Below are 17,542 nucleotides of genomic sequence, written 5' to 3'. Positions count from 1 at the left end.
GCGCAAGCTAGCCGATTTCAGCCGTTCGGGTACTCTGCAAAATAGGCATCCCGCAATGCATCTTCGAGCAGACGGCCTTCGGAGTAGCCATTCAGCGTCGCAGGCCGGCGCACGCCGTCGAGCAGTCGCGGGCACGGCTCCGGGGCGCCGAGCACGGTGCGGACCGGAATGCGCTCGGCATAGATCGGCAATTCGTAGTCCTCGTCGTCGTCGGCCACACCCTTGGCGCGGACCTTGGCGGAGGCCTCCTCGATCTCCATCGCGATGAACGAGGTCGCCTTGATCTCCTGCGTGCTGCTCGCCCGCAGACTCGCGGTGCGGTCCGGGAAGAAGCGATCGACCATAGCGATCACCGCCCGCTCCTTCTCGTCGGGATCGGTGACGAGATAGGCCGTGCCGAACGCCATCACCGCGCGATAGTCGGCGGAATGGTTGAAGCCGCACCGCGCCAGCACGAGGCTGTCGAGATGGGCGACAGTCAGGCAAACGCGCTCGCCCCTGGTCTGGTTGCGCAGCATGCGGCTGGCGCTCGAGCCGTGCCAATAGAGCTTCGTCCCCTCGCGCCAGAAGAAAGTCGGCGTGCAATAAGGCTGACCGTCGATGACATAGGAGACATGGCACATCATCGAGGAATCCAGGATGCGATGAACGGTCTCGTGGTCGTAGAAGCCGCGGTCGTGACGGCGCTTCACCTGGTTGCGCGCTGATGTCGGATAGGAAGTTTGGCTCTCGCTCTGGCTCACGGCCGCTCCTGTCGGGATTGGAACAATTCCAGGAGAGTTGTAGCGGCCGATTTGGTCTGCGATAGTGCCAATTCCATGCAAAAATTTCCGACCAATTCCCCCTCGCCGGCCAAGCCCGAATTGCCGCTCGACCTCACAGGCGCGCACATCACGGCGGGCGCATCCGCGGCGCACCGGCTTTATCAGGCGCTGTGCGAGATGATCGTCTCCGGCCTCGTGAAGCCGGGCGAGCCGCTGCCACCGTCCCGAACGCTGGCGAAGCAAACGGGCTTCCGCCGCAACGCCGTCGTCACCGCCTATGAGCGCCTGATCGCCGACGGCTTTGCCGACGCAACCGTCGGCTCCGGCACCTTCGTCGCCGCGCGGATTCCAGCGCGCGCGACCGAGCCGAAAAAAACGAAGGTCGTGGTCGAAGCTCCAACGCAGGGCGCGTTCTCGCTCGGCTGCACCCATATCGACGAGCGCGCGGTGCAGCGCTTTCGCGCTTTCGTCGGGCGGCGCATGCGCGCGTTCGGGCCCGAGCATCTGCACTATGGCGATCCCCGCGGCAGCCGCGAGCTGCGTGCCGCCATCGCCGATCATCTGCTGTCGGCGCGCGGCCTGCGCTGCGACCCTGACCAGATCATGCTGACGTCGGGCACGCTGCACGCGCTGCGCATCGTGCTGAGCGCGATCCTGAAGCCAAACGACCAGGTCTGGTGCGAAGACCCCGGCTACCCCGCCGCGCGTAACACCATCGGGCATTGCGGCTATCGCGCCGTGCCGGTTCCCGTCGACGAGCACGGGATGCGTGTCGCCAAGGGCCGCATTGCCGCGCCGTCCGCGCGTGCGGCCTATGTGACGCCATCGCACCAGTTTCCGCTGGGGGTGCAGATGTCGATGCCGCGGCGGCTCGAGCTGCTGGACTGGGCGAAGCAAGCCGGCGCCTTCGTGCTGGAAGACGATTACGACAGCGAGTTCCGCTATGACGGCGCGCCGCTGATGTCGCTTGCCGGCATCGATCACCTGCAGCGCGTGATCTATATGGGCACGTTCGCCAAGACGCTGTTTCCGGGACTGCGCATCGGCTACTGCGCGCTGCCCGAGCGCCTGATCGCCGACGTCACGGCCGCGCGCGCCGCGCTCGACCGGTTTCCCGGCACGCTGATGGAAGGCGCGGTGGCCGACATGCTCAATTCCGGCGCGTTCGCCGCAAACCTGAAGCGCGTGCGCAAGCTTTATCGCGAGGCACGCGATGCGCTGGCCGAGACACTGGAGGCAGCGTCCGACGGCGCGCTGTCGGTGCCGGTGCCGTCGCAAGGGCTGCACCTCGTCGCCCGGTTCGATCCGTCGGTCGATCTTGCGGTCGCGGCGCAGGCCAAGCAGGCCGCCGGCGCGGAAGGCTGGCTGCTCGCCGACACCTATTCGCGCGCGCGTCCCCTGCCCGGGTTCGTGCTGGGATTTTCCGGCCACGCGGTTCCGAAGCTCGTGGCATCGGCGGAGCGCCTCGCGCGAGAATCACGCGCGGCCTTGCGCGCGAAGGGCAAATCGGCCCGGCGGGCGTGACAAAGGTTTACTATCAGAATCGCGAGGGCGTCCCTAGATTGCCGCATCGATGCCGGGACCTCTCCTCATGTTTCTCCGCCGTGCAGCCTGCCTCTCGCTCCTGATCTCGGTCGCGCTTGCCACGACGGCGCATGCCGTCACGGTCGGCCGCGAGCAGGACATCACTGATCTCAAGCTCGGTCAGCGCGTGCAGGTGGATGACGGAACCTGCCCCGCCGGGCAGGTCAAGGAAGTGCGCGGCGCCAAGATGACCGACAAGGGCGTGGCGCGGACCAGCGCCTGCGTGCCGCGCTACGGTCCGAAATCGAAGTGAGGGCTTAAGACTTCGCCGGATCGAACATGCACTGAAGGGTCGGCTTGGCGATCTTGGTGAAGGTCGGGCCGATCTCGCTTTGCTTGGACGCCGGCACCCAATCGGTCTCGATCGTCGGCACCCCGGTCTCGCTGATGCCCCGCAACAGCGCCTCGCGCAGATCGCGGTCCTCGACGGCCGCAGCGGCGTGATCATGCAGGCAGCTGCAGACCGCCTCGGGATGCTCCCAGCGCCCGAGCATCCGCGGCGCACACTGACGCACGAACTCGCCGCGGGGATCCGGTAGTCTGGAGGGAGCGCGAACCTGCGCATGGGCAGCACTCATCGTCAGAAGCGAAACGAATGCTGCGGCGCAGAATCGAACAATCATGATGGCCTTTATCGGCTGGTTTTTCTTGTGATTTTCTTGACGGACGATCAGAAGCGCGCGGCGACCACGATCGGCTGCGGCGCCGAGACCGGCGAGCCGCTGTACTGGAAAGTGCCGACACCCGGGAGACTGCCGTCCGGCGAACCCGCGAACGAGGAGCCGGCGAGCACGAAACCGAAGGCAAGGATGAAGCTAAGCGCGCGCATGGTCCTGTCTCCCAATTCCGTGACCGGCGGTGCCGCCGTCGTCGTTGTGAAGCTGATAACCATGGGCGGTTTCGCGCGTGATGCGCCAAAAGCGCAAAATGGTTTCGTCTTTGCGTGAATTGTTTCGTCGCGCCCTGGGCGACGAAACATTCGGCGAAAAATCCCAATCTTTTCAGGCGGGTCGCACCGCGGATCAAAGTGGCCTGGCAAGCGCTGTTCGCGCTTGGAGCAGGTCCCCACACTGCGCGCCGTCACACGCGCGCCTTCCGCACTTCACACGCATTTTACGTTTTTCTGCTGAAGAGAAGCCCAAACGAGGGCTGGGTCCTGTCGAACCGGGGGCGCTTCGGGCGCGACCCAAGCCATCGAAAACCGAGAAACCCGGAATCACCGGGCGTTCAAGTTGAGGGATGGCCATCATGATGGCGCAAGATCGCGCAGCGACGCGCGAGGCGGATCTGCCGACGGACCGCGCCGACCAACAGCCCATTCGCGGCCGTGCCGCCGCAGGCGGCGCAATGTCCCTGCAGTCGGGCCGCGGCTACGAAGCCGCGCCCCAAGCATTCGTGCGGCTGACCGGCTCGCACCATGTCAAACCGCAGGCCAGCCGCGCCATCGTCACTGAGTGAAGAACTCGCCGCACTTCTGGACGTTTGCGTCAGCGGGTCCCCACGGCATGATTGGCACCGTCGAGGTCGAGTTCTTCGGCGAGCCCTCGATCAGCCTGTCCGAATAGACCATGTAGACCAGCACATTGCGCTTGGCGTCGCAGCCGCGCACGATCTGCATCTTCTTGAAGAACAGCGAGCGGCGCTGTCGGAACATATCGTCGCCCTGCTCCATCTTGCTCTTGAACTTGATCGGGCCGATCTGGCGGCAGGCCAGCGAGATGTCCGAGACCTCCTCGGCAAGGCCGAGCCAGCCCTTGAAGCCGCCCTTCTCCGGCACCGTGAAATGACAGGCCACACCCTCGACTTCAGGGTCGTCGAGGCCATAGGTCGCGAGCTTGTCATTCGGGCTCATCCATTTGAACACGGTCGAGCGGCGGAAGATCAGATCGGGCTCGTCGGCGGCAATTGCGGAAGTCGCTGGCACAGTCAGAGCCAAGAGGAATAATGCGAGGCCTTTCAAGCGGATGCCGGAAAGACCGGGGAAACGAGATGACATGAAGTTCTCCGGTAACAAGTCCCAGCAATGTAGGTATGAGGCGGCCGGTCAGGAAGACTGACCGGCGAGCCGACACGGCCGCTGTTTACCGCTCCGTGAGGCTTTTTTGCTACGTCCTGGACAAAAGACGATGATCGCAGAACTGCCTTGCTGGTGAACGAGTATCCCCTCTGCGAGACTAATCTCTGATTGGACTGTGGATTCGAGGAAATGAATAGCGTGAACGAGTCCCGTTTTTCTGCCGTGCCGGCCCGGCTGTGGCAGGTCGCCATTTTGACGGCGGCAGGTGCGATCGGCACGGCCAGCCAGGCAGACGCGGCGTTCTACTACTGGAGCGATTACTCCGACGGGTCCTACACCGCCCGGCAGGAACGGTATCCCGACATTCCCCGGCAGAAGCCGCAGAAGCGCAGTGCGGCCGGCAAGAAAGCGGTCGTCGCCGAGAAGGAAGCCGGCACCAAGCCGCAAGGCCCGCTCGTGATCGTCGTGTCGATCGACCGGCAGAAGGTGACGGTCTACGACACCAACGGCGTGTTCGCGGAATCGCCGGTGTCGACAGGCATGAAGGGCCATTCGACGCCGATGGGCGTGTTCAGCGTGATCCAGAAGCACAAATTCCACCATTCCAACATCTATAGCGGCGCGCCGATGCCGTACATGCAGCGGATCACCTGGTCCGGCGTCGCCATGCATGCCGGCGTGCTGCCGGGCTATCCGGCCTCGCACGGCTGCATCCGCATGCCGATGGCGTTCGCGGTGAAGATGTGGAACTGGACCAGGATGGGCGCGCGCGTGATCGTCTCGCCCGGCCAGATGTCGCCGCAAAACTTCTCGCATCCGCTGCTCGCCTCGTTGCGCGTGCCGCCGCAGCCCTCTGCCAGCCTGCAGCCGCAGACCAATGCCGGCGACAAGGCCGACAAGGGCGCCGCGCAAACCAAGGCCAGCGAAGCAAACACCGTCGAGACGAAGACCGCCAGCGCCGCCGACAGCGTGCTCGAGCTGCGCGCATCTGTCGGCCACACCGTGATGTCGGATGTGACCACCGGCAATGCGACGGCCCGCGAAGATGCCGCAGCATCAGCCGACAAGGTCGAAGCGCCTGCCAAATCCGAGACAAGGACCGCCGAGGCGGCTGGCGCGGCCAAGCCGGCCGAACCCTCGACGACCGAAGCCAAGCCCGCTGACAAGGTCGAGGCCGCCAAGACCGAGCCAGCGAAGCCCGAAGCCGCAAAGTCCGAGCCCGCGAAAGCTGAACCGGTCAAGACTGAAGCTGCTGACGCCGCGAAGAAGCCTGACACATCGGGTGCCGCGCCCGCGCTGGCCGGCACGCCCGAGGCGAAGAAAGACGAGACCCGCGCCGCCGATCCCGCGCCAGCGGCAAAGCCGGAAGCGCCCAAGCGGGCGGGCCAGATTGCCGTCTTCATCAGCCGCAAGGATTCCAAGCTCTACGTGCGGCAGAACTTTGCGCCGCTGTTCGAGGTGCCCGTCACGATCGCTGCGAGCGACCGGCCGCTCGGCACGCATGTCTTCACCGCCGAGGTCGACAAGACCGACACCAATGCGCTGCATTGGTCGGTGGTGTCGCTGCCGGTCTCCGCCCGCGCCGCCGCGCGCGAGGATGACAGCCGCGTCACACGCCGCCAGCGTGGCGCCGACGTGATTCCCGTCGCCGCCAAGCCTGTTACCAAGCCCGTGGTCACGCCGGACAGCCCGGCCGAGGCACTCGACCGGATCTCGATCCCCGCCGACACCATGGCGAAGATCAACGAGATGCTGACATCTGGCGGCTCGATCATCGTCTCCGACCAGGGCATCAACCAGGGCGAAACCGGCGAAGGCACCGACTTCATCGTCCGCCTGTACTGATCGAGGCGCCGAGCCCGATAACGCGGTGTTGAGCGGCCGGATTGCGCCGGCGGAGTAACATGCCCCAGGTCATTTCGGGGGACACCGTCATGATGAACCGCAGAAGCATGATCGTTGCGACGCTCGCAGGCGCATTCGCGCCTGTGACGTGCGCGTTCGCCGATGGCGGCATGAGCCGGATCTCGGCCTACGCCTTCTCCTTTCCAGCGTTGTCAGGCGACGACATTCGCCTTGCTGCCTTCAGCGGCAAACCGCTGCTGGTGGTCAACACCGCTTCGCTCTGCGGCTACACCCCGCAATATGCCGGCCTCCAGGAGATCTGGAACGAGTTTCGCGCGCGCGGCCTTACCGTGATCGGTGTGCCCTCCAACGATTTTGGCGGACAGGAGCCCGGCGGCACCAGCGAGATCACGGAGACCGCTCACCACCAATACGGCGTTACCTTCCCGATCGCGGCCAAGGCTGTGGTGGTCGGCGCGAAGGCGCATCCGTTCTACAAATGGGCGGCCGAAGCGCGTCCGCGCGAGGTTCCGCGCTGGAACTTCCACAAATATCTGATCGGCCGCGATGGCTACATTGCCGAAGTCTTTCCGTCGGCGGTCGATCCGGCCGACACGCGGATCAAGACCGCCGTCGCCAAGGCGTTGGCCGATAGCTGACACGTCGCGCCCCCAATCCGGCTGGGCACAATTGTGGCGGGGCACCAAACAGCCGTTGCAATGACGATGGCCCACCATCTAGGCTACGACGATCAGGGGCAGGAAGGTTTTGCCGCAGGCGAAAAGCCACGGCGGAACAACGGGATCAATCTCGAGGACATCACCATGCGTGTGGCGGCAGGACTGATTTTGGCAAGCGCGATGTCAGTTGCGATGGCAGGGGCGGCGTGGTCGCAGACCCCGGCCGCAAAGCCCGCAGCAGCCACCCAGGCGGCACCGGCAGCAGCGCCAGCCGCTGCACCAGCGCCCGCTCCGGCGGCTGCGGCCGCCACTCCGGCCCAGCCGGCGTTCCCGCCCCCTCCGAAACAGGCTCCCCAGCCCGCTCGCGCGGCCTGCAACACACCGGGCGCGCTCGGTGTCGCCCGCACCGTCGAGATCGACACCACAGGCGGTCCCGGCTTCGGCTTCGAGCACTTCAAGGAGCTCGACTTCCTGCGCGACCACGAGGTCGTGCTGACCTTCGACGACGGCCCCTGGCCCAAGAACACACCCGCGGTGCTGAAGGCCCTCGCCGATGAATGCACCACCGGCATCTTCTTCTCGATCGGCAAGCACGCGACCTATGAGCCGGAGATCCTGAAGCAGGTCTACGCGGCCGGGCATACCGTGGGCGCGCACACCTGGTCGCACGCCAATCTCAACAACAAGAAGCTCACGGAAGCGCAGCGCAAGGAAGAGATCGAGAAGGGATTCTCGGCAGTGAAGTGGGCGCTCGGCGGCATCTCGCCCTCGCCGTTCTTCCGCTTCCCGGCGCTCCAGCATCCGCCGGAGATGGTCACCTATCTCGGCAACCGCAACGTCGCGATCTTCTCCTGCGATATCGACTCCTTCGACTTCAAGGCCTCCAAGCCCGAGAAGGTGGTCGAGACCGTGATGAAGAAGCTCGACACCAAGGGCAAGGGCATCATTCTGATGCACGACTTCCAGAAGCACACTGCGGAAGCCCTGCCCGAGCTGCTCAAGCGCTTGAAGGCCGGCGGCTACAAGGTGGTGGCGATGCGCGCCAAATTCCCGGCCTCGACGCTGCCGGAATACGACCAGGAGCTGCTCAAGGACGTCAAGCTGCCGACGGTGAGCCAGCGCCCGGTCAACAGCGTCGTTACGACAGTTTCCGAATAGACGGCAATTGTCTTTCCGTCTCGAAGGCTACGTCATCGTCTCGGCGGACGGCATGCTTGCCGACGCCAGCCATGTCATGCCCGACAGCCTGAAGTTCGAAGGCGACAAGCTGTTCTTCGAGCAGGCGCTCGATCGTGCCGCGCTGATCGTGCACGGCCGCCACTCGCACGAGCAGCAGCCGAACTCTCCCAAGCGCAAGCGGCTGGTCCTGACCCACAAGATCAAGGCCCTGACCGTCGATCCCGAGATGCCCAACGCGACGCTGTGGAATCCGGACCATGCCAGCTTCGAGGAGGCCTGCGCCTTCGCCGACGTCGCCTCCGGCACCGTAGCGATCATCGGCGGCCCCGTCGTGTTCGACATGTTCATGGATCGCTACGACACGTTCTGGCTGTCGGAAGCCCCGCATCTTCTGCTGCCTGGCGGCGAAGGCTGTTTTGTCGGCGTGCCGGAGCGGACGCCACACGAGGTGCTGGCGTCGCACGGCATGAAGCCGGGCGCGCCGTTCGTGCTCGACGCGGCGCATGACGTCACCGTCACGCCGTGGCGCCGAGCCTAGCGTAGGCGATCCGCGCTACGGCGCCGGAAGGTGATAGGCTAGCACGCCGCGCAGCGTGTGCACCGTGCCGCCGGCGCTCAAGCTGGTCATGAAATCAGACGCCAGATCGTCTCGCGTCCCGAGATGCGTGACGCGATATTCGGCGCGGGCGGAGATGCTGTCGGTGAAGAAGCGCTCGAAGCCGCCGCCAAAGGTCGCGCCGTGATATTCCCGCGTCGGAGCGGTGCCGGGAAGTCCGAGGAAATTGTACGAGATCGACTGCGCCGTCGTTCCGCTGTAGCCGCCGAGCAGATAGACCAGCGTCTCCGGCGCCACGAGATAGCCGACGCGCCCACCGACGGTCCACCCCCATTTCACCGCGGCGAGATCCGACGAGATCTCGGCACCTCCGCCGGAGGCCTTGACCTTGGCGCCACCATTGGTCCCGGCATCGATCAGCCCGAATGCACCGAGGACCCAGCGCGGCGCGACCTGGCGATCGTAGCCGATCGTGAAGGTGCCGCCGACATCGGCGCCGCCGAGGCCGGACGCGTTGAGATCCAGCACACCGGCGAACGAGCCCGCGATATGGGGCGTGATGACATCGCCGCCGATGCCCGCACCGACGTAAACGCCCGTCCAGATCGGCTTCAGCGCGGGTGCCGCCGAGGCAGTCGCGGGTCCGCCGAACTGGCCGAAGCGATAGGCTGCGCCGATCCGGACCACATGCTCGGACAGGTCCGTGGTCCAGACCGCACCAAGCGGATCGACCGTCGTGTTGCGGCCCAGCGCGACGTAGCGGTATTCGCCGCGCAGCGAGACATTGCTTGCAAGGCGATATTCCGCGCCCGCTCCGACCGTGTAACCGTGCGACGTCAGCGCTGGTTCCTGCACCGTGAACGAGGGACCACCCCCGAGGATCACGTAGTTGAGATTCCAGTTGTTGATCCGCATCTCGCTGTAGCCGGCAAGGCCATAGAGCAGGATATCGGGCGTCACCAGAAATCCCGCACGGCCGCCGATGGTCCAGCCCTGGTCGAGCGACGGCAACGCGGCGCTCAGGCTCTGGCCGATGGCGACGCCCCCGGCACTGACCGTCGTGCGTTGGCGCGACCAGTCGTAGTCGACGAAGCCGCCGACCACGACGCGCGGTGCGACCTGGACGTCGAAGCCAGCGAAGACGGATAGTCCGAGATCGGCGCCCTGCAGACCGTCGAGCGTGAACAGATCCGCGCCGCCACCGACCGGCGCAAGGTTCGACCGGCCCGTCGCGAAGTCGAAGCCTAGCCCGCCGCCGACATAGAACTGGGTCCAGTTCGCCACAGGGGCCAATCGCGGCGGCGCCTTTACGGGCAAGTCAGCTGCGCGAGCTGCCGTTACGGCAAAGGCTGCGACATGCGCGGCTCCCAGGACAACAACCGCACGCGCCAACCGTCGCTTCGAATAAACCAAGTGCCGCCCCTATCGCCCCGTGCCGGTTGCGCCCATACAACCGACCGACAGCTAGTATTCGGTTCCAGCAGAGTCCGACAAGGCGAGAAACGTGCGCGCACCACAGCGTCCGCGATTTTGCGGAACCGCTGTGATCTCAAAGCCATAATGTGTGAATGAAGGTTCACGCGATCGGCGCGTGAAGGCGCGTGCTCGGCTAGACGTCCCCGTAAGCCGTCTCGGCCGAGCGCGTGGCGCGGCCAAAGCCCATGATCATGAACAGCGCGCCGATGATCGAGAGATTCTTGAGCGCGTCGACCAGCATCTTGGCGTTGTCGGGCGCCGCCTGGTTCCAGAAGTCGTAGAACAGCACGGTCGCGACCGCGACGTAGATGATCATCAGCAACGCGAAGAAACGCGCGCCGAAGTTCAGCGCGATCATCAGCCCCGCGATGACCTCGAGCGCGCCCACCGCGATCGCCAGCAGCTGCGGCGTGGTCATGGCGGTCGCCGTCTCGATCTGCTTGGCGTAAGGCGCGATCGCTTCCGGCACCACGACCTTGGTGGCGATGAAATCGGCCGTCGCCTGGATGGCAAAGAGCTTGGTCGCGCCCGTGTAGATGAACAGCACGGCGAACAGGATTCGCCCGAAAGTCACGAACGCTGGCATGATCGGCCTCTTGGCTCAGGCTTTTTGAAACCGGAATTTGGACGAAAGCACCGAGGGATTATGGAGAGTCCGCTTGCGGTTTTCAAACGGGGAAATGAGGAACTGAAAGTAATTCAAAACTGGCGAGGCGGGGCTGCTTGCCCTCTCCCCTTGTGGGAGAGGGTGGCTTCGCCGCGACGCGGCGAGACGGGTGAGGGGTTTCTATCGGCACGGAAAACTCTTGCGATCGCGACTCGCGGAGAGAACCCCTCATCCGGCGCTTCGCGCCACCTTCTCCCACAAGGGGAGAAGAGTTTGCACCACCGATGACGTTACGTAAACAACGTCGGCTGCTGCCGGGCCGCGCGTTCCTGCGCTTCGACGACCGCGACGGCGGTCATGTTCAGGATGCCGCGCGCGGTCACCGATGGCGTGAGGATATGCGCCGGGCGCGCCGGGCCGACCAGGATCGGACCGACGGGCAGCGCATCCGCCAGCGACTTGATCATCTGATAGGCGACGTTGGCGGTGTCGAGGCCCGGCATGATCATGATGTTGGCCTCGCCCTCCAGCTTGGAGTGCGGCAACACCATCTTTCGCGCAGCAGCGGAGAGCGCGGTGTCGCCCTGCATCTCGCCGTCGGCTTCGATCTCCGGATGCTTCTCCTTCAACAGCTGGGTCGCCCGGCGCATCTTGCGCGAGGACTCGGTGTCATAGCTGCCGAAATCCGAATGCGAGACGAAGGCGATCTTCGGCTTGATGTTGAAGCGCTGGACGTGGACCGCCGCAAGCGAAGCGATCTCGGCGAGCTCTTCCGCGCTCGGGTTGGGGCGAACCTGCGTGTCGGCGATGAAGAACGCACCCTTGCTGGTGATCAGCAGCGCCAGCGCCGCATAGTCGCTGATTCCAGGCGAGAATCCGACGATCTCGCGGACATGGCGTAGATGGCTCATGTAGCGGCCCTCGACGCCGCAGAGCATCGCATCCGCCTCCCCGCGCGTGACCGCGAGCGCGGCGATCACCGTGTTGTTGGTGCGCACCACCGTGCGCGCCGCGTCCGGCGTCACGCCGCGGCGGCCGGCGACCTCGACATAGGATTGCACATAAGAGCGATAGCGCGGATCGTCCTCGGGATTGACGAGGTCGAAGTCCTTGCCTGCCTTGATCGACAGGCCGAAGCGCTTGATGCGTGCTTCGACCACCGACGGACGGCCGACCAGGATCGGCGTCGCCAGCTTCTCCTCCAGCACGACTTGCGTCGCACGCAGCACACGCTCGTCTTCGCCTTCGGCGTAGATCACGCGCACCGGCTGGGTCTTGGCCTTGGCGAACATCGGCTTCATGACGAGGCCGGAGCGGAAGGCGAAGCGCTCGAGCAGCGCGGTGTACTCATCGAAATTGGTGATGGGCCGCGTCGCGACGCCGGACTCCATCGCAGCCTTGGCGACGGCGGGCGCGATGCGTAGGATCAACCGTGGATCAAAGGGGCTCGGGATCAGCGAGCCGGGACCAAAGCCCTGCGTTTCGCCGGTGTCAAAGCCCTGCGCCACCGCATCGGACGGCGCCTCGCGCGCGAGCTGCGCGATGGCCTCGACGGCGGCATGCTTCATCTCCTCGTTGATGGCGCTGGCACCGACGTCGAGCGCGCCGCGGAAGATGAAGGGGAAGCAGAGGACGTTGTTGACCTGGTTCGGATAGTCGGAGCGGCCGGTGCAGATCATGGCGTCGGGGCGCACCTTGCGCGCTTCCTCCGGCATGATCTCGGGCGTCGGGTTGGCGAGCGCCATGATGAGGGGCTTCTCGCCCATCGCCTTGGCCATCTCAGGCTTGAGCACGCCGGGTGCCGAGAGGCCGATGAAGATGTCGGCGCCGCCGATGACGTCGCCAAGCGTCCGCTTGTCGGTCTTCTGCGCGTAGACCGCCTTCCAGCGATCCATCGTGGTGTTGCGGCCCTCATGCACGAGGCCGTCGATGTCGCAGACCCAGATGTTCTTGCGCTGCGCGCCCATCGACACCAGCAGGTTCAGCGTCGCGATCGCTGCGGCCCCTGCCCCCGACGCCACGATCTTGACGTCGGACAGCTTCTTGCCGTTCAGCCGAAGGCCGTTGGTGATGGCGGCGGCGACGATGATCGCGGTGCCGTGCTGGTCGTCATGGAAGACCGGGATCTTCATGCGCTCCTTCAGCTGCGCCTCGATCTCGAAGCACTCCGGTCCGCGGATGTCTTCCAGATTGATGCCGCCGAAGGTCGGCTCGAGCGCCGCCACCGTCTCGACCACACGATCGATGGTGTCGGCGGCGATCTCGATGTCGAACACGTCGATGCCGGCGAACTTCTTGAACAGGACCGCCTTGCCCTCCATCACCGGCTTGGAAGCCAGTGGGCCGATATTGCCGAGGCCGAGCACCGCGGTGCCGTTCGAGACCACCGCGACCAGGTTGGCGCGGGTGGTGAGCGTGGCGGCCTCGGCCGGGTTCTTGGCGATCTCGGTACAGGCGGCGGCAACGCCCGGAGAATAGGCGAGCGCGAGGTCGCGCTGGTTGGCGAGCGGCTTGCTCGCCTGGATCTCGAGCTTTCCGGGGCGCGGCAGACGGTGATAGGCCAACGCCGCCTGGTGGAGATCATCAGAAAAGGACGACATGCGGTGTCTCGCCTCGCGTTACCGGCCACAAATGCATCATCCGGAGCGACCGCCCAAGCGGACGCTATTTCCGGGTCGTGGAAACGGGATGAAGCACGGCCGAAGGCCCGGTGGCAACATCCGATTGCGGCCCCATCAACAGGGCACACGGTCAAATATCTGATAGCGCTAGCTTTCCCTGGACCGCGCGGCATTTCCCGAATATGGCAGGTTGCGCAGTGCAAAACGAGCAACTGGAGCTGGGAATGAAGCGGATCCTGATCGGCCTGATCGTGGCAGTCGTGCTCGCCGCGGGCGGATGGTTCGGCTTCAACCTCTACGCCACGCATCGGGCCACTGCCGAGGTCGAAGCGGCGTTCGAGCAGATCCGCAAGCAGGGTGGCAAGGCGAGCCACGGCAAGGTGACGTTCGACACGACGAGCCGCACCCTGACGATCGAGGACGTCGCGCTTGCGCCCGGCAATGAGCAGCAGGCGCAGATCAAGATCGCCGGCATCAAGGCCGGCGGCGTTCGCCTGATCGACGATCTCAGATTTTCGGCTGACAGCATCGACATCACCGGTTTCGAAGTCGCGCTGGACCAGGCCGGTCCGGCAAAGCTGAAGGTCTCCTACAAGGTGCCGCAGCTCACGTTGCGCGATTACGCCGGTCCCATTCATGCCGGGAATGCGCCGGCGGGCGGCTCCCTGATCGACATGTACCGCTACGTGCTCGATCAATACGCAGGCGTCACGGCATCCTCGCTCGCGGCCCCGGCACTGACGATGAGCTTCGATTCCGGCAGCGGCGCCGCCGGCAGCGGCGAGATCACCTATTCCGGGCTGGCGATTCAGAACCTGAAAGATGGCAAGATCGATGCGATGAAGGCGGACCGCGCCGTCATCTCGATCGACGTGAAGCAGCCAGGCAAGCCGGACAAGCTGACGGGCGAACTGTCGAACATCATCGTCAACGATTTTGACGCGAGCGTGATCCGCGCCGCACTCGATCCGCAGACGACCGGTGACGACAGCTATCGCCGCGTCTACCGGCGCGTCTCGACCGGCCCCTATGTGCTCAAGTCGGCACAGGGAATGCGCGTGGATATCGACGGTTTCACCATCGAGGACATCGCCGTGCAGCCGTCGAAATTCCGGCTCGCCGACATGCTTGCAGCGCTGCCGCAGGAAAACTCAGCCGCTCCAACGCCGGCACAAGCGCGCGAACTGCTGGAGAAGCTTGCTGGATTCTACGAGGGTTTTCGCATCGGCCGGGCCGAAATCGGCAAGACGTCGGTCGGCACACCGCAAGGAATCGCCAGGGTCAATTCCGTCAGGTATCGCGACGGCGAGTTCGCGGTCGAGGGCGTCGATACGCCCGCCCCGCAGGGGCAGTTCAAGATGGAGCGCTTCGCGCTGAAGTCCTTCAGCGCGGCTAACCTGATGCGCTGGGCGGCCAGCCTCAGCAATCCCGGACGGGCCCCCTCGCCGGACCAGATGCTGGGACTGTTCCGGGTGCTCGAAGGCGCCGAGATCAAGGGCGTCGTCTCTCCTTTCAAGAACACGCGGCAGCTCGTCACCATCGACACGATCAGCCTGAACTGGAGCCAGCTGGTCGGATCGATCCCGAGCAAGGCCAACCTGGTCGTGAAGATGGTCACGCCCACCGATCCCGCCAATCCGGCGCAGCGGCCGCTGATCATGGCGGGCGTGGACAAGCTCGCGATCGACCTCGATCTCGGCGCGGCCTGGACGGAGTCATCGGGCGCGTTTGCGCTTGCGCCTGCCACCATCGATCTCGGTAATCTCGCCAGGGCGCAGGCCCGCTTCGCGCTCGCCAATGTGCCGCGCGGCCTGTTCACGACCGACCCGGTGCAGGCGATGGGCCAGGCGGCGCAGATCGACACCGGCGCGATCGAGCTCTCCTTGCGCGACAGCGGCGTCGTCGATCTCGTCGTGGCGCAGTTCTCGCGCATGCAGAATGTCAGCCGCGATGCCGCGCGTAGCGCCATTGTCGAGATGATAAGGGCGCAGGGCGAAAAGCTCGCGGCTTCCAACCTCGATGCCCGGGTGGCGGTGGACGCGCTCGCCGGATTCGTCGAGACGTCAGGGCAGACACTGACGATCAAGCTGACCCCGCGCGGCAAGGTGCCGGTGCTTCAGCTCGTGGATGCCCTGAACAGCGAGCCGATCGCCGCGCTGACGCAGTTCAGGATCGAGGCCTCGACGGGGCTGTAGAGAAAGGCGCAGTGTGTCCCGGACGCGGCGCAGCGCGTAAGCGGTGCGACGCAGAGCCGGGACCCAAAGAGGCCAATGTGCGCCGAGACGTGGGCCCCGGCTCAGCAGCGCATCACTACGTGCTGCGCTGCGTCCGGGGCACGAGACCGTCACTTCTGCGGCAGGTTCACCTTCACATGCAGCTCGCGGAGCTGCTTGGTCGTGGCGTCCGACGGCGCGCCCATCAGCAAATCCATCGCCTGCTGGTTCATCGGGAACAGCGAGATCTCGCGCAGATTGTTGGTGCCGCAGAGCAGCATCACGATGCGGTCGACACCGGCCGCCATGCCGCCATGCGGCGGGGCGCCGAACTGGAAGGCGCGGTACATGCCGCCGAAGCGATCGACCACTTCCTGCTCGCCGTAACCTGCGATCTCGAACGCCTTCACCATCGCTTCCGGCACGTGGTTGCGGATGCCGCCCGAGGCGATCTCGTAGCCGTTGCAGGTGATGTCGTACTGGAACGCCTTGATGGTCAGCGGGTCCTGGCCCTTCAACGCGTCGAGACCGCCCTGCGGCATCGAGAACGGGTTGTGCGAGAAGTCGACCTTCTTGTCGTCCTCGTTGTACTCGTACATCGGGAAGTCGACGATCCAGGCGAGCTCGAACCGCTCCTTGTCGGTGAGGTTCAATTCCTCGCCGACCTTGTTGCGGGCAAGGCCCGAAAACTTCCAGAACTTGTCGGGATCGCCGGCAACGAAGAAGGCGGCATCGCCTTCCTTGGTGCCGATCTGCGCGCGGATCGCGGCGGTGCGCTCAGGCCCGATGTTGTTCGCCAGCGGACCTGCGCCCTCGCCGCCCTCACGCCACATGATGTAGCCGAGGCCGGGCTGGCCTTCGCCCTGCGCCCAGGAGTTCATACGATCGCAGAAGGCGCGCGAGCCGCCGCCCGGCGCGGGGATCGCCCAGACCTGGTTCTTGGGATCTTCGAGCATGCGCGCGAACACCTTGAAGCCGGAGCCACGGAAGTGCTCGGAGACGTCCTGCATCTCGATGGGGTTGCGCAGGTCCGGCTTGTCGCTGCCGTATTTGCGCAGCGCCTCGGCGAACGGAATGCGGCGCCAGTTCTTGCTCACCGGCTTGCCCTTGGCGAATTCCTCGAACACGCCGGTGATCACGGGCTCCATCGCCGCGAACACGTCTTCCTGCGTGACGAAGCTCATCTCGACGTCGAGCTGGTAGAACTCGCCCGGCAGACGGTCGGCGCGCGGGTCCTCGTCGCGGAAGCAGGGCGCGATCTGGAAATAGCGGTCGAAGCCAGACATCATCAGCAGCTGCTTGTACTGCTGCGGCGCCTGCGGCAGCGCGTAGAACTTGCCAGGATGAATGCGCGAGGGCACCAGGAAGTCGCGCGCGCCCTCCGGCGAGGACGCGGTCAGGATCGGGGTGTTGAACTCGAAGAAGCCCTGCCCCTCCATCCGCCGGCGCATCGACTTGATGATCTCGACGCGCGTCATGATGTTCTGGTGCAGCTTCTCGCGGCGCAGGTCGAGGAAGCGGTACTTCAGGCGGATGTCTTCCGGATATTCCTGGTCGCCGAACACCGGCAACGGCAGGTCGCCGGCCGGGCCCAGCACCTCGATCTCGCTGACATAAATCTCGATCTTGCCGGTCGGCAGGTCGTCATTGTCGGTGCCTTCGGGGCGGCGGCGGGCCTTGCCGTCCATCCGCACCACGAATTCCGAACGCAGCTTCTCGGCCTGCGAGAATGCCGGCGAGTCCGGGTCCACCACGCACTGGGTCAGGCCGTAATGGTCGCGCAGGTCGATGAACAGCACGCCGCCATGGTCGCGAACGCGATGGACCCAGCCTGACAGGCGGACCGTCTCGCCGATGTTGCTCTCGCGGAGCGCGCCGCATGTATGTGACCGGTAGCGATGCATGGTCGTCCCAAAATCAATGTCGGAGGAAGCGAATCGAACGGCCTGTCACGGCCAGTCCGAAGTTGCGGCAGGGTTTACCCGACGAGGCCGGGGGCG

Annotated in this window: 16 protein-coding genes; 9 read left to right on the top strand and 7 right to left on the bottom strand. The window is 65.2% G+C overall.

Annotated features, from left to right (window positions below):
* Positions 1-17: 17 nt before the first annotated feature.
* A complete protein-coding gene (locus tag NLM15_RS20225; protein WP_254118808.1) occupies positions 18-743 on the bottom strand; it encodes a pyridoxamine 5'-phosphate oxidase family protein in 726 nt (241 codons plus the stop codon).
* Positions 744-818: 75 nt separating this feature from the next.
* Here NLM15_RS20225 and NLM15_RS20220 point away from each other — a divergent pair, with 75 nt between their 5' ends.
* Positions 819-2,288 (top strand): PLP-dependent aminotransferase family protein, encoded by a 1,470-nt coding sequence (locus NLM15_RS20220; RefSeq protein ID WP_254118807.1) that lies wholly within the window; start codon positions 819-821, stop codon positions 2,286-2,288.
* A 67-nt stretch (positions 2,289-2,355) separates the two neighbouring features.
* Positions 2,356-2,601: a DUF6719 family protein gene (locus NLM15_RS20215; protein WP_254118806.1), complete on the top strand. Its 246-nt coding sequence runs from the start codon at positions 2,356-2,358 to the stop codon at positions 2,599-2,601.
* Between the two features lie 4 nt (positions 2,602-2,605).
* On the opposite strand, the gene NLM15_RS20210 is transcribed toward NLM15_RS20215, so the two are convergent.
* The gene (locus NLM15_RS20210; RefSeq protein WP_254118805.1) at positions 2,606-2,971 is read right to left on the bottom strand and encodes a hypothetical protein; all 366 of its coding nucleotides are present in this window, start codon (positions 2,969-2,971) and stop codon (positions 2,606-2,608) included.
* Between NLM15_RS20210 and NLM15_RS20205 the strand changes: the two genes are divergently transcribed.
* Both NLM15_RS20205 and NLM15_RS20200 read left to right on the top strand, forming a co-directional pair.
* Positions 2,912-3,295, top strand: coding sequence for a hypothetical protein (locus NLM15_RS20205; RefSeq protein WP_254124760.1), 384 nt, complete (start codon positions 2,912-2,914; stop codon positions 3,293-3,295). The two genes, NLM15_RS20210 and NLM15_RS20205, sit on opposite strands and share 60 nt — an antisense overlap.
* Before the next feature lie 301 nt (positions 3,296-3,596).
* Positions 3,597-3,806, top strand: coding sequence for a hypothetical protein (locus NLM15_RS20200; protein WP_254118804.1), 210 nt, complete (start codon positions 3,597-3,599; stop codon positions 3,804-3,806).
* Here NLM15_RS20200 and NLM15_RS20195 read toward each other — a convergent pair.
* Positions 3,796-4,344, bottom strand: a complete 549-nt coding sequence (locus tag NLM15_RS20195) for a CreA family protein (protein ID WP_254118803.1) — start codon at positions 4,342-4,344, stop codon at positions 3,796-3,798. The two genes, NLM15_RS20200 and NLM15_RS20195, sit on opposite strands and share 11 nt — an antisense overlap.
* 210 nt (positions 4,345-4,554) lie before the next feature.
* Here NLM15_RS20195 and NLM15_RS20190 point away from each other — a divergent pair, with 210 nt between their 5' ends.
* The 4 genes from NLM15_RS20190 to NLM15_RS20175 all read left to right on the top strand — a co-directional run bounded on the left by NLM15_RS20190 (position 4,555) and on the right by NLM15_RS20175 (position 8,607).
* Positions 4,555-6,210, top strand: a complete 1,656-nt coding sequence (locus NLM15_RS20190) for a L,D-transpeptidase family protein (RefSeq protein ID WP_254118802.1) — start codon at positions 4,555-4,557, stop codon at positions 6,208-6,210.
* Positions 6,211-6,299: 89 nt separating this feature from the next.
* On the top strand, positions 6,300-6,869 hold the full coding sequence (locus NLM15_RS20185) for a glutathione peroxidase (protein ID WP_254118801.1): 570 nt from the start codon (positions 6,300-6,302) through the stop codon (positions 6,867-6,869).
* Positions 6,870-7,034: 165 nt separating this feature from the next.
* Entirely contained in the window at positions 7,035-8,048 is a 1,014-nt protein-coding gene (locus tag NLM15_RS20180; protein ID WP_254124301.1) for a polysaccharide deacetylase family protein, read from the top strand.
* 7 nt (positions 8,049-8,055) lie between these two features.
* The gene (locus tag NLM15_RS20175) at positions 8,056-8,607 is read left to right on the top strand and encodes a dihydrofolate reductase (RefSeq protein WP_254118800.1); all 552 of its coding nucleotides are present in this window, start codon (positions 8,056-8,058) and stop codon (positions 8,605-8,607) included.
* A gap of 15 nt (positions 8,608-8,622) precedes the next feature.
* On the opposite strand, the gene NLM15_RS20170 is transcribed toward NLM15_RS20175, so the two are convergent.
* The 3 genes from NLM15_RS20170 to NLM15_RS20160 all read right to left on the bottom strand — a co-directional run bounded on the left by NLM15_RS20170 (position 8,623) and on the right by NLM15_RS20160 (position 13,308).
* On the bottom strand, positions 8,623-10,017 hold the full coding sequence (locus tag NLM15_RS20170; RefSeq protein ID WP_256565467.1) for an outer membrane protein: 1,395 nt from the start codon (positions 10,015-10,017) through the stop codon (positions 8,623-8,625).
* A gap of 217 nt (positions 10,018-10,234) precedes the next feature.
* Positions 10,235-10,687 (bottom strand): DoxX family protein, encoded by a 453-nt coding sequence (locus tag NLM15_RS20165; RefSeq protein WP_254118798.1) that lies wholly within the window; start codon positions 10,685-10,687, stop codon positions 10,235-10,237.
* Between the two features lie 311 nt (positions 10,688-10,998).
* Complete coding sequence (locus NLM15_RS20160; RefSeq protein ID WP_254118797.1) at positions 10,999-13,308, bottom strand: NADP-dependent malic enzyme; 2,310 nt, start codon at positions 13,306-13,308, stop codon at positions 10,999-11,001.
* A gap of 245 nt (positions 13,309-13,553) precedes the next feature.
* Here NLM15_RS20160 and NLM15_RS20155 point away from each other — a divergent pair, with 245 nt between their 5' ends.
* Positions 13,554-15,524, top strand: coding sequence for a hypothetical protein (locus NLM15_RS20155; RefSeq protein WP_254118796.1), 1,971 nt, complete (start codon positions 13,554-13,556; stop codon positions 15,522-15,524).
* A gap of 149 nt (positions 15,525-15,673) precedes the next feature.
* Here NLM15_RS20155 and aspS read toward each other — a convergent pair whose 3' ends face one another.
* Positions 15,674-17,446, bottom strand: coding sequence for an aspartate--tRNA ligase (aspS, locus tag NLM15_RS20150; RefSeq protein ID WP_254118795.1), 1,773 nt, complete (start codon positions 17,444-17,446; stop codon positions 15,674-15,676).
* Positions 17,447-17,542 lie beyond the last annotated feature (96 nt).

This window comes from Bradyrhizobium sp. CCGB20 (assembly GCF_024199855.1).
Taxonomy (GTDB): domain Bacteria; phylum Pseudomonadota; class Alphaproteobacteria; order Rhizobiales; family Xanthobacteraceae; genus Bradyrhizobium.
Note: the sequence above shows the minus strand (reverse complement) of the source record. Positions and strands in the feature narration are given on the sequence as shown.

Excerpts from the sequence above, each read along its gene's own strand:
- NLM15_RS20220 (WP_254118807.1), top strand. The coding sequence starts at position 819 with ATGCAAAAATTTCCGACCAATTCCCCCTCGCCGGCCAAGCCCGAATTG.
- NLM15_RS20215 (WP_254118806.1), top strand. The coding sequence starts at position 2,356 with ATGTTTCTCCGCCGTGCAGCCTGCCTCTCGCTCCTGATCTCGGTCGCG.
- NLM15_RS20205 (WP_254124760.1), top strand. The coding sequence starts at position 2,912 with ATGGGCAGCACTCATCGTCAGAAGCGAAACGAATGCTGCGGCGCAGAA.
- NLM15_RS20210 (WP_254118805.1), bottom strand. The coding sequence starts at position 2,971 with ATGATTGTTCGATTCTGCGCCGCAGCATTCGTTTCGCTTCTGACGATG.
- NLM15_RS20200 (WP_254118804.1), top strand. The coding sequence starts at position 3,597 with ATGATGGCGCAAGATCGCGCAGCGACGCGCGAGGCGGATCTGCCGACG.
- NLM15_RS20195 (WP_254118803.1), bottom strand. The coding sequence starts at position 4,344 with ATGTCATCTCGTTTCCCCGGTCTTTCCGGCATCCGCTTGAAAGGCCTC.
- NLM15_RS20190 (WP_254118802.1), top strand. The coding sequence starts at position 4,555 with ATGAATAGCGTGAACGAGTCCCGTTTTTCTGCCGTGCCGGCCCGGCTG.
- NLM15_RS20185 (WP_254118801.1), top strand. The coding sequence starts at position 6,300 with ATGATGAACCGCAGAAGCATGATCGTTGCGACGCTCGCAGGCGCATTC.
- NLM15_RS20180 (WP_254124301.1), top strand. The coding sequence starts at position 7,035 with ATGCGTGTGGCGGCAGGACTGATTTTGGCAAGCGCGATGTCAGTTGCG.
- NLM15_RS20165 (WP_254118798.1), bottom strand. The coding sequence starts at position 10,687 with ATGCCAGCGTTCGTGACTTTCGGGCGAATCCTGTTCGCCGTGCTGTTC.
- NLM15_RS20160 (WP_254118797.1), bottom strand. The coding sequence starts at position 13,308 with ATGTCGTCCTTTTCTGATGATCTCCACCAGGCGGCGTTGGCCTATCAC.
- NLM15_RS20155 (WP_254118796.1), top strand. The coding sequence starts at position 13,554 with ATGAAGCGGATCCTGATCGGCCTGATCGTGGCAGTCGTGCTCGCCGCG.
- aspS (WP_254118795.1), bottom strand. The coding sequence starts at position 17,446 with ATGCATCGCTACCGGTCACATACATGCGGCGCGCTCCGCGAGAGCAAC.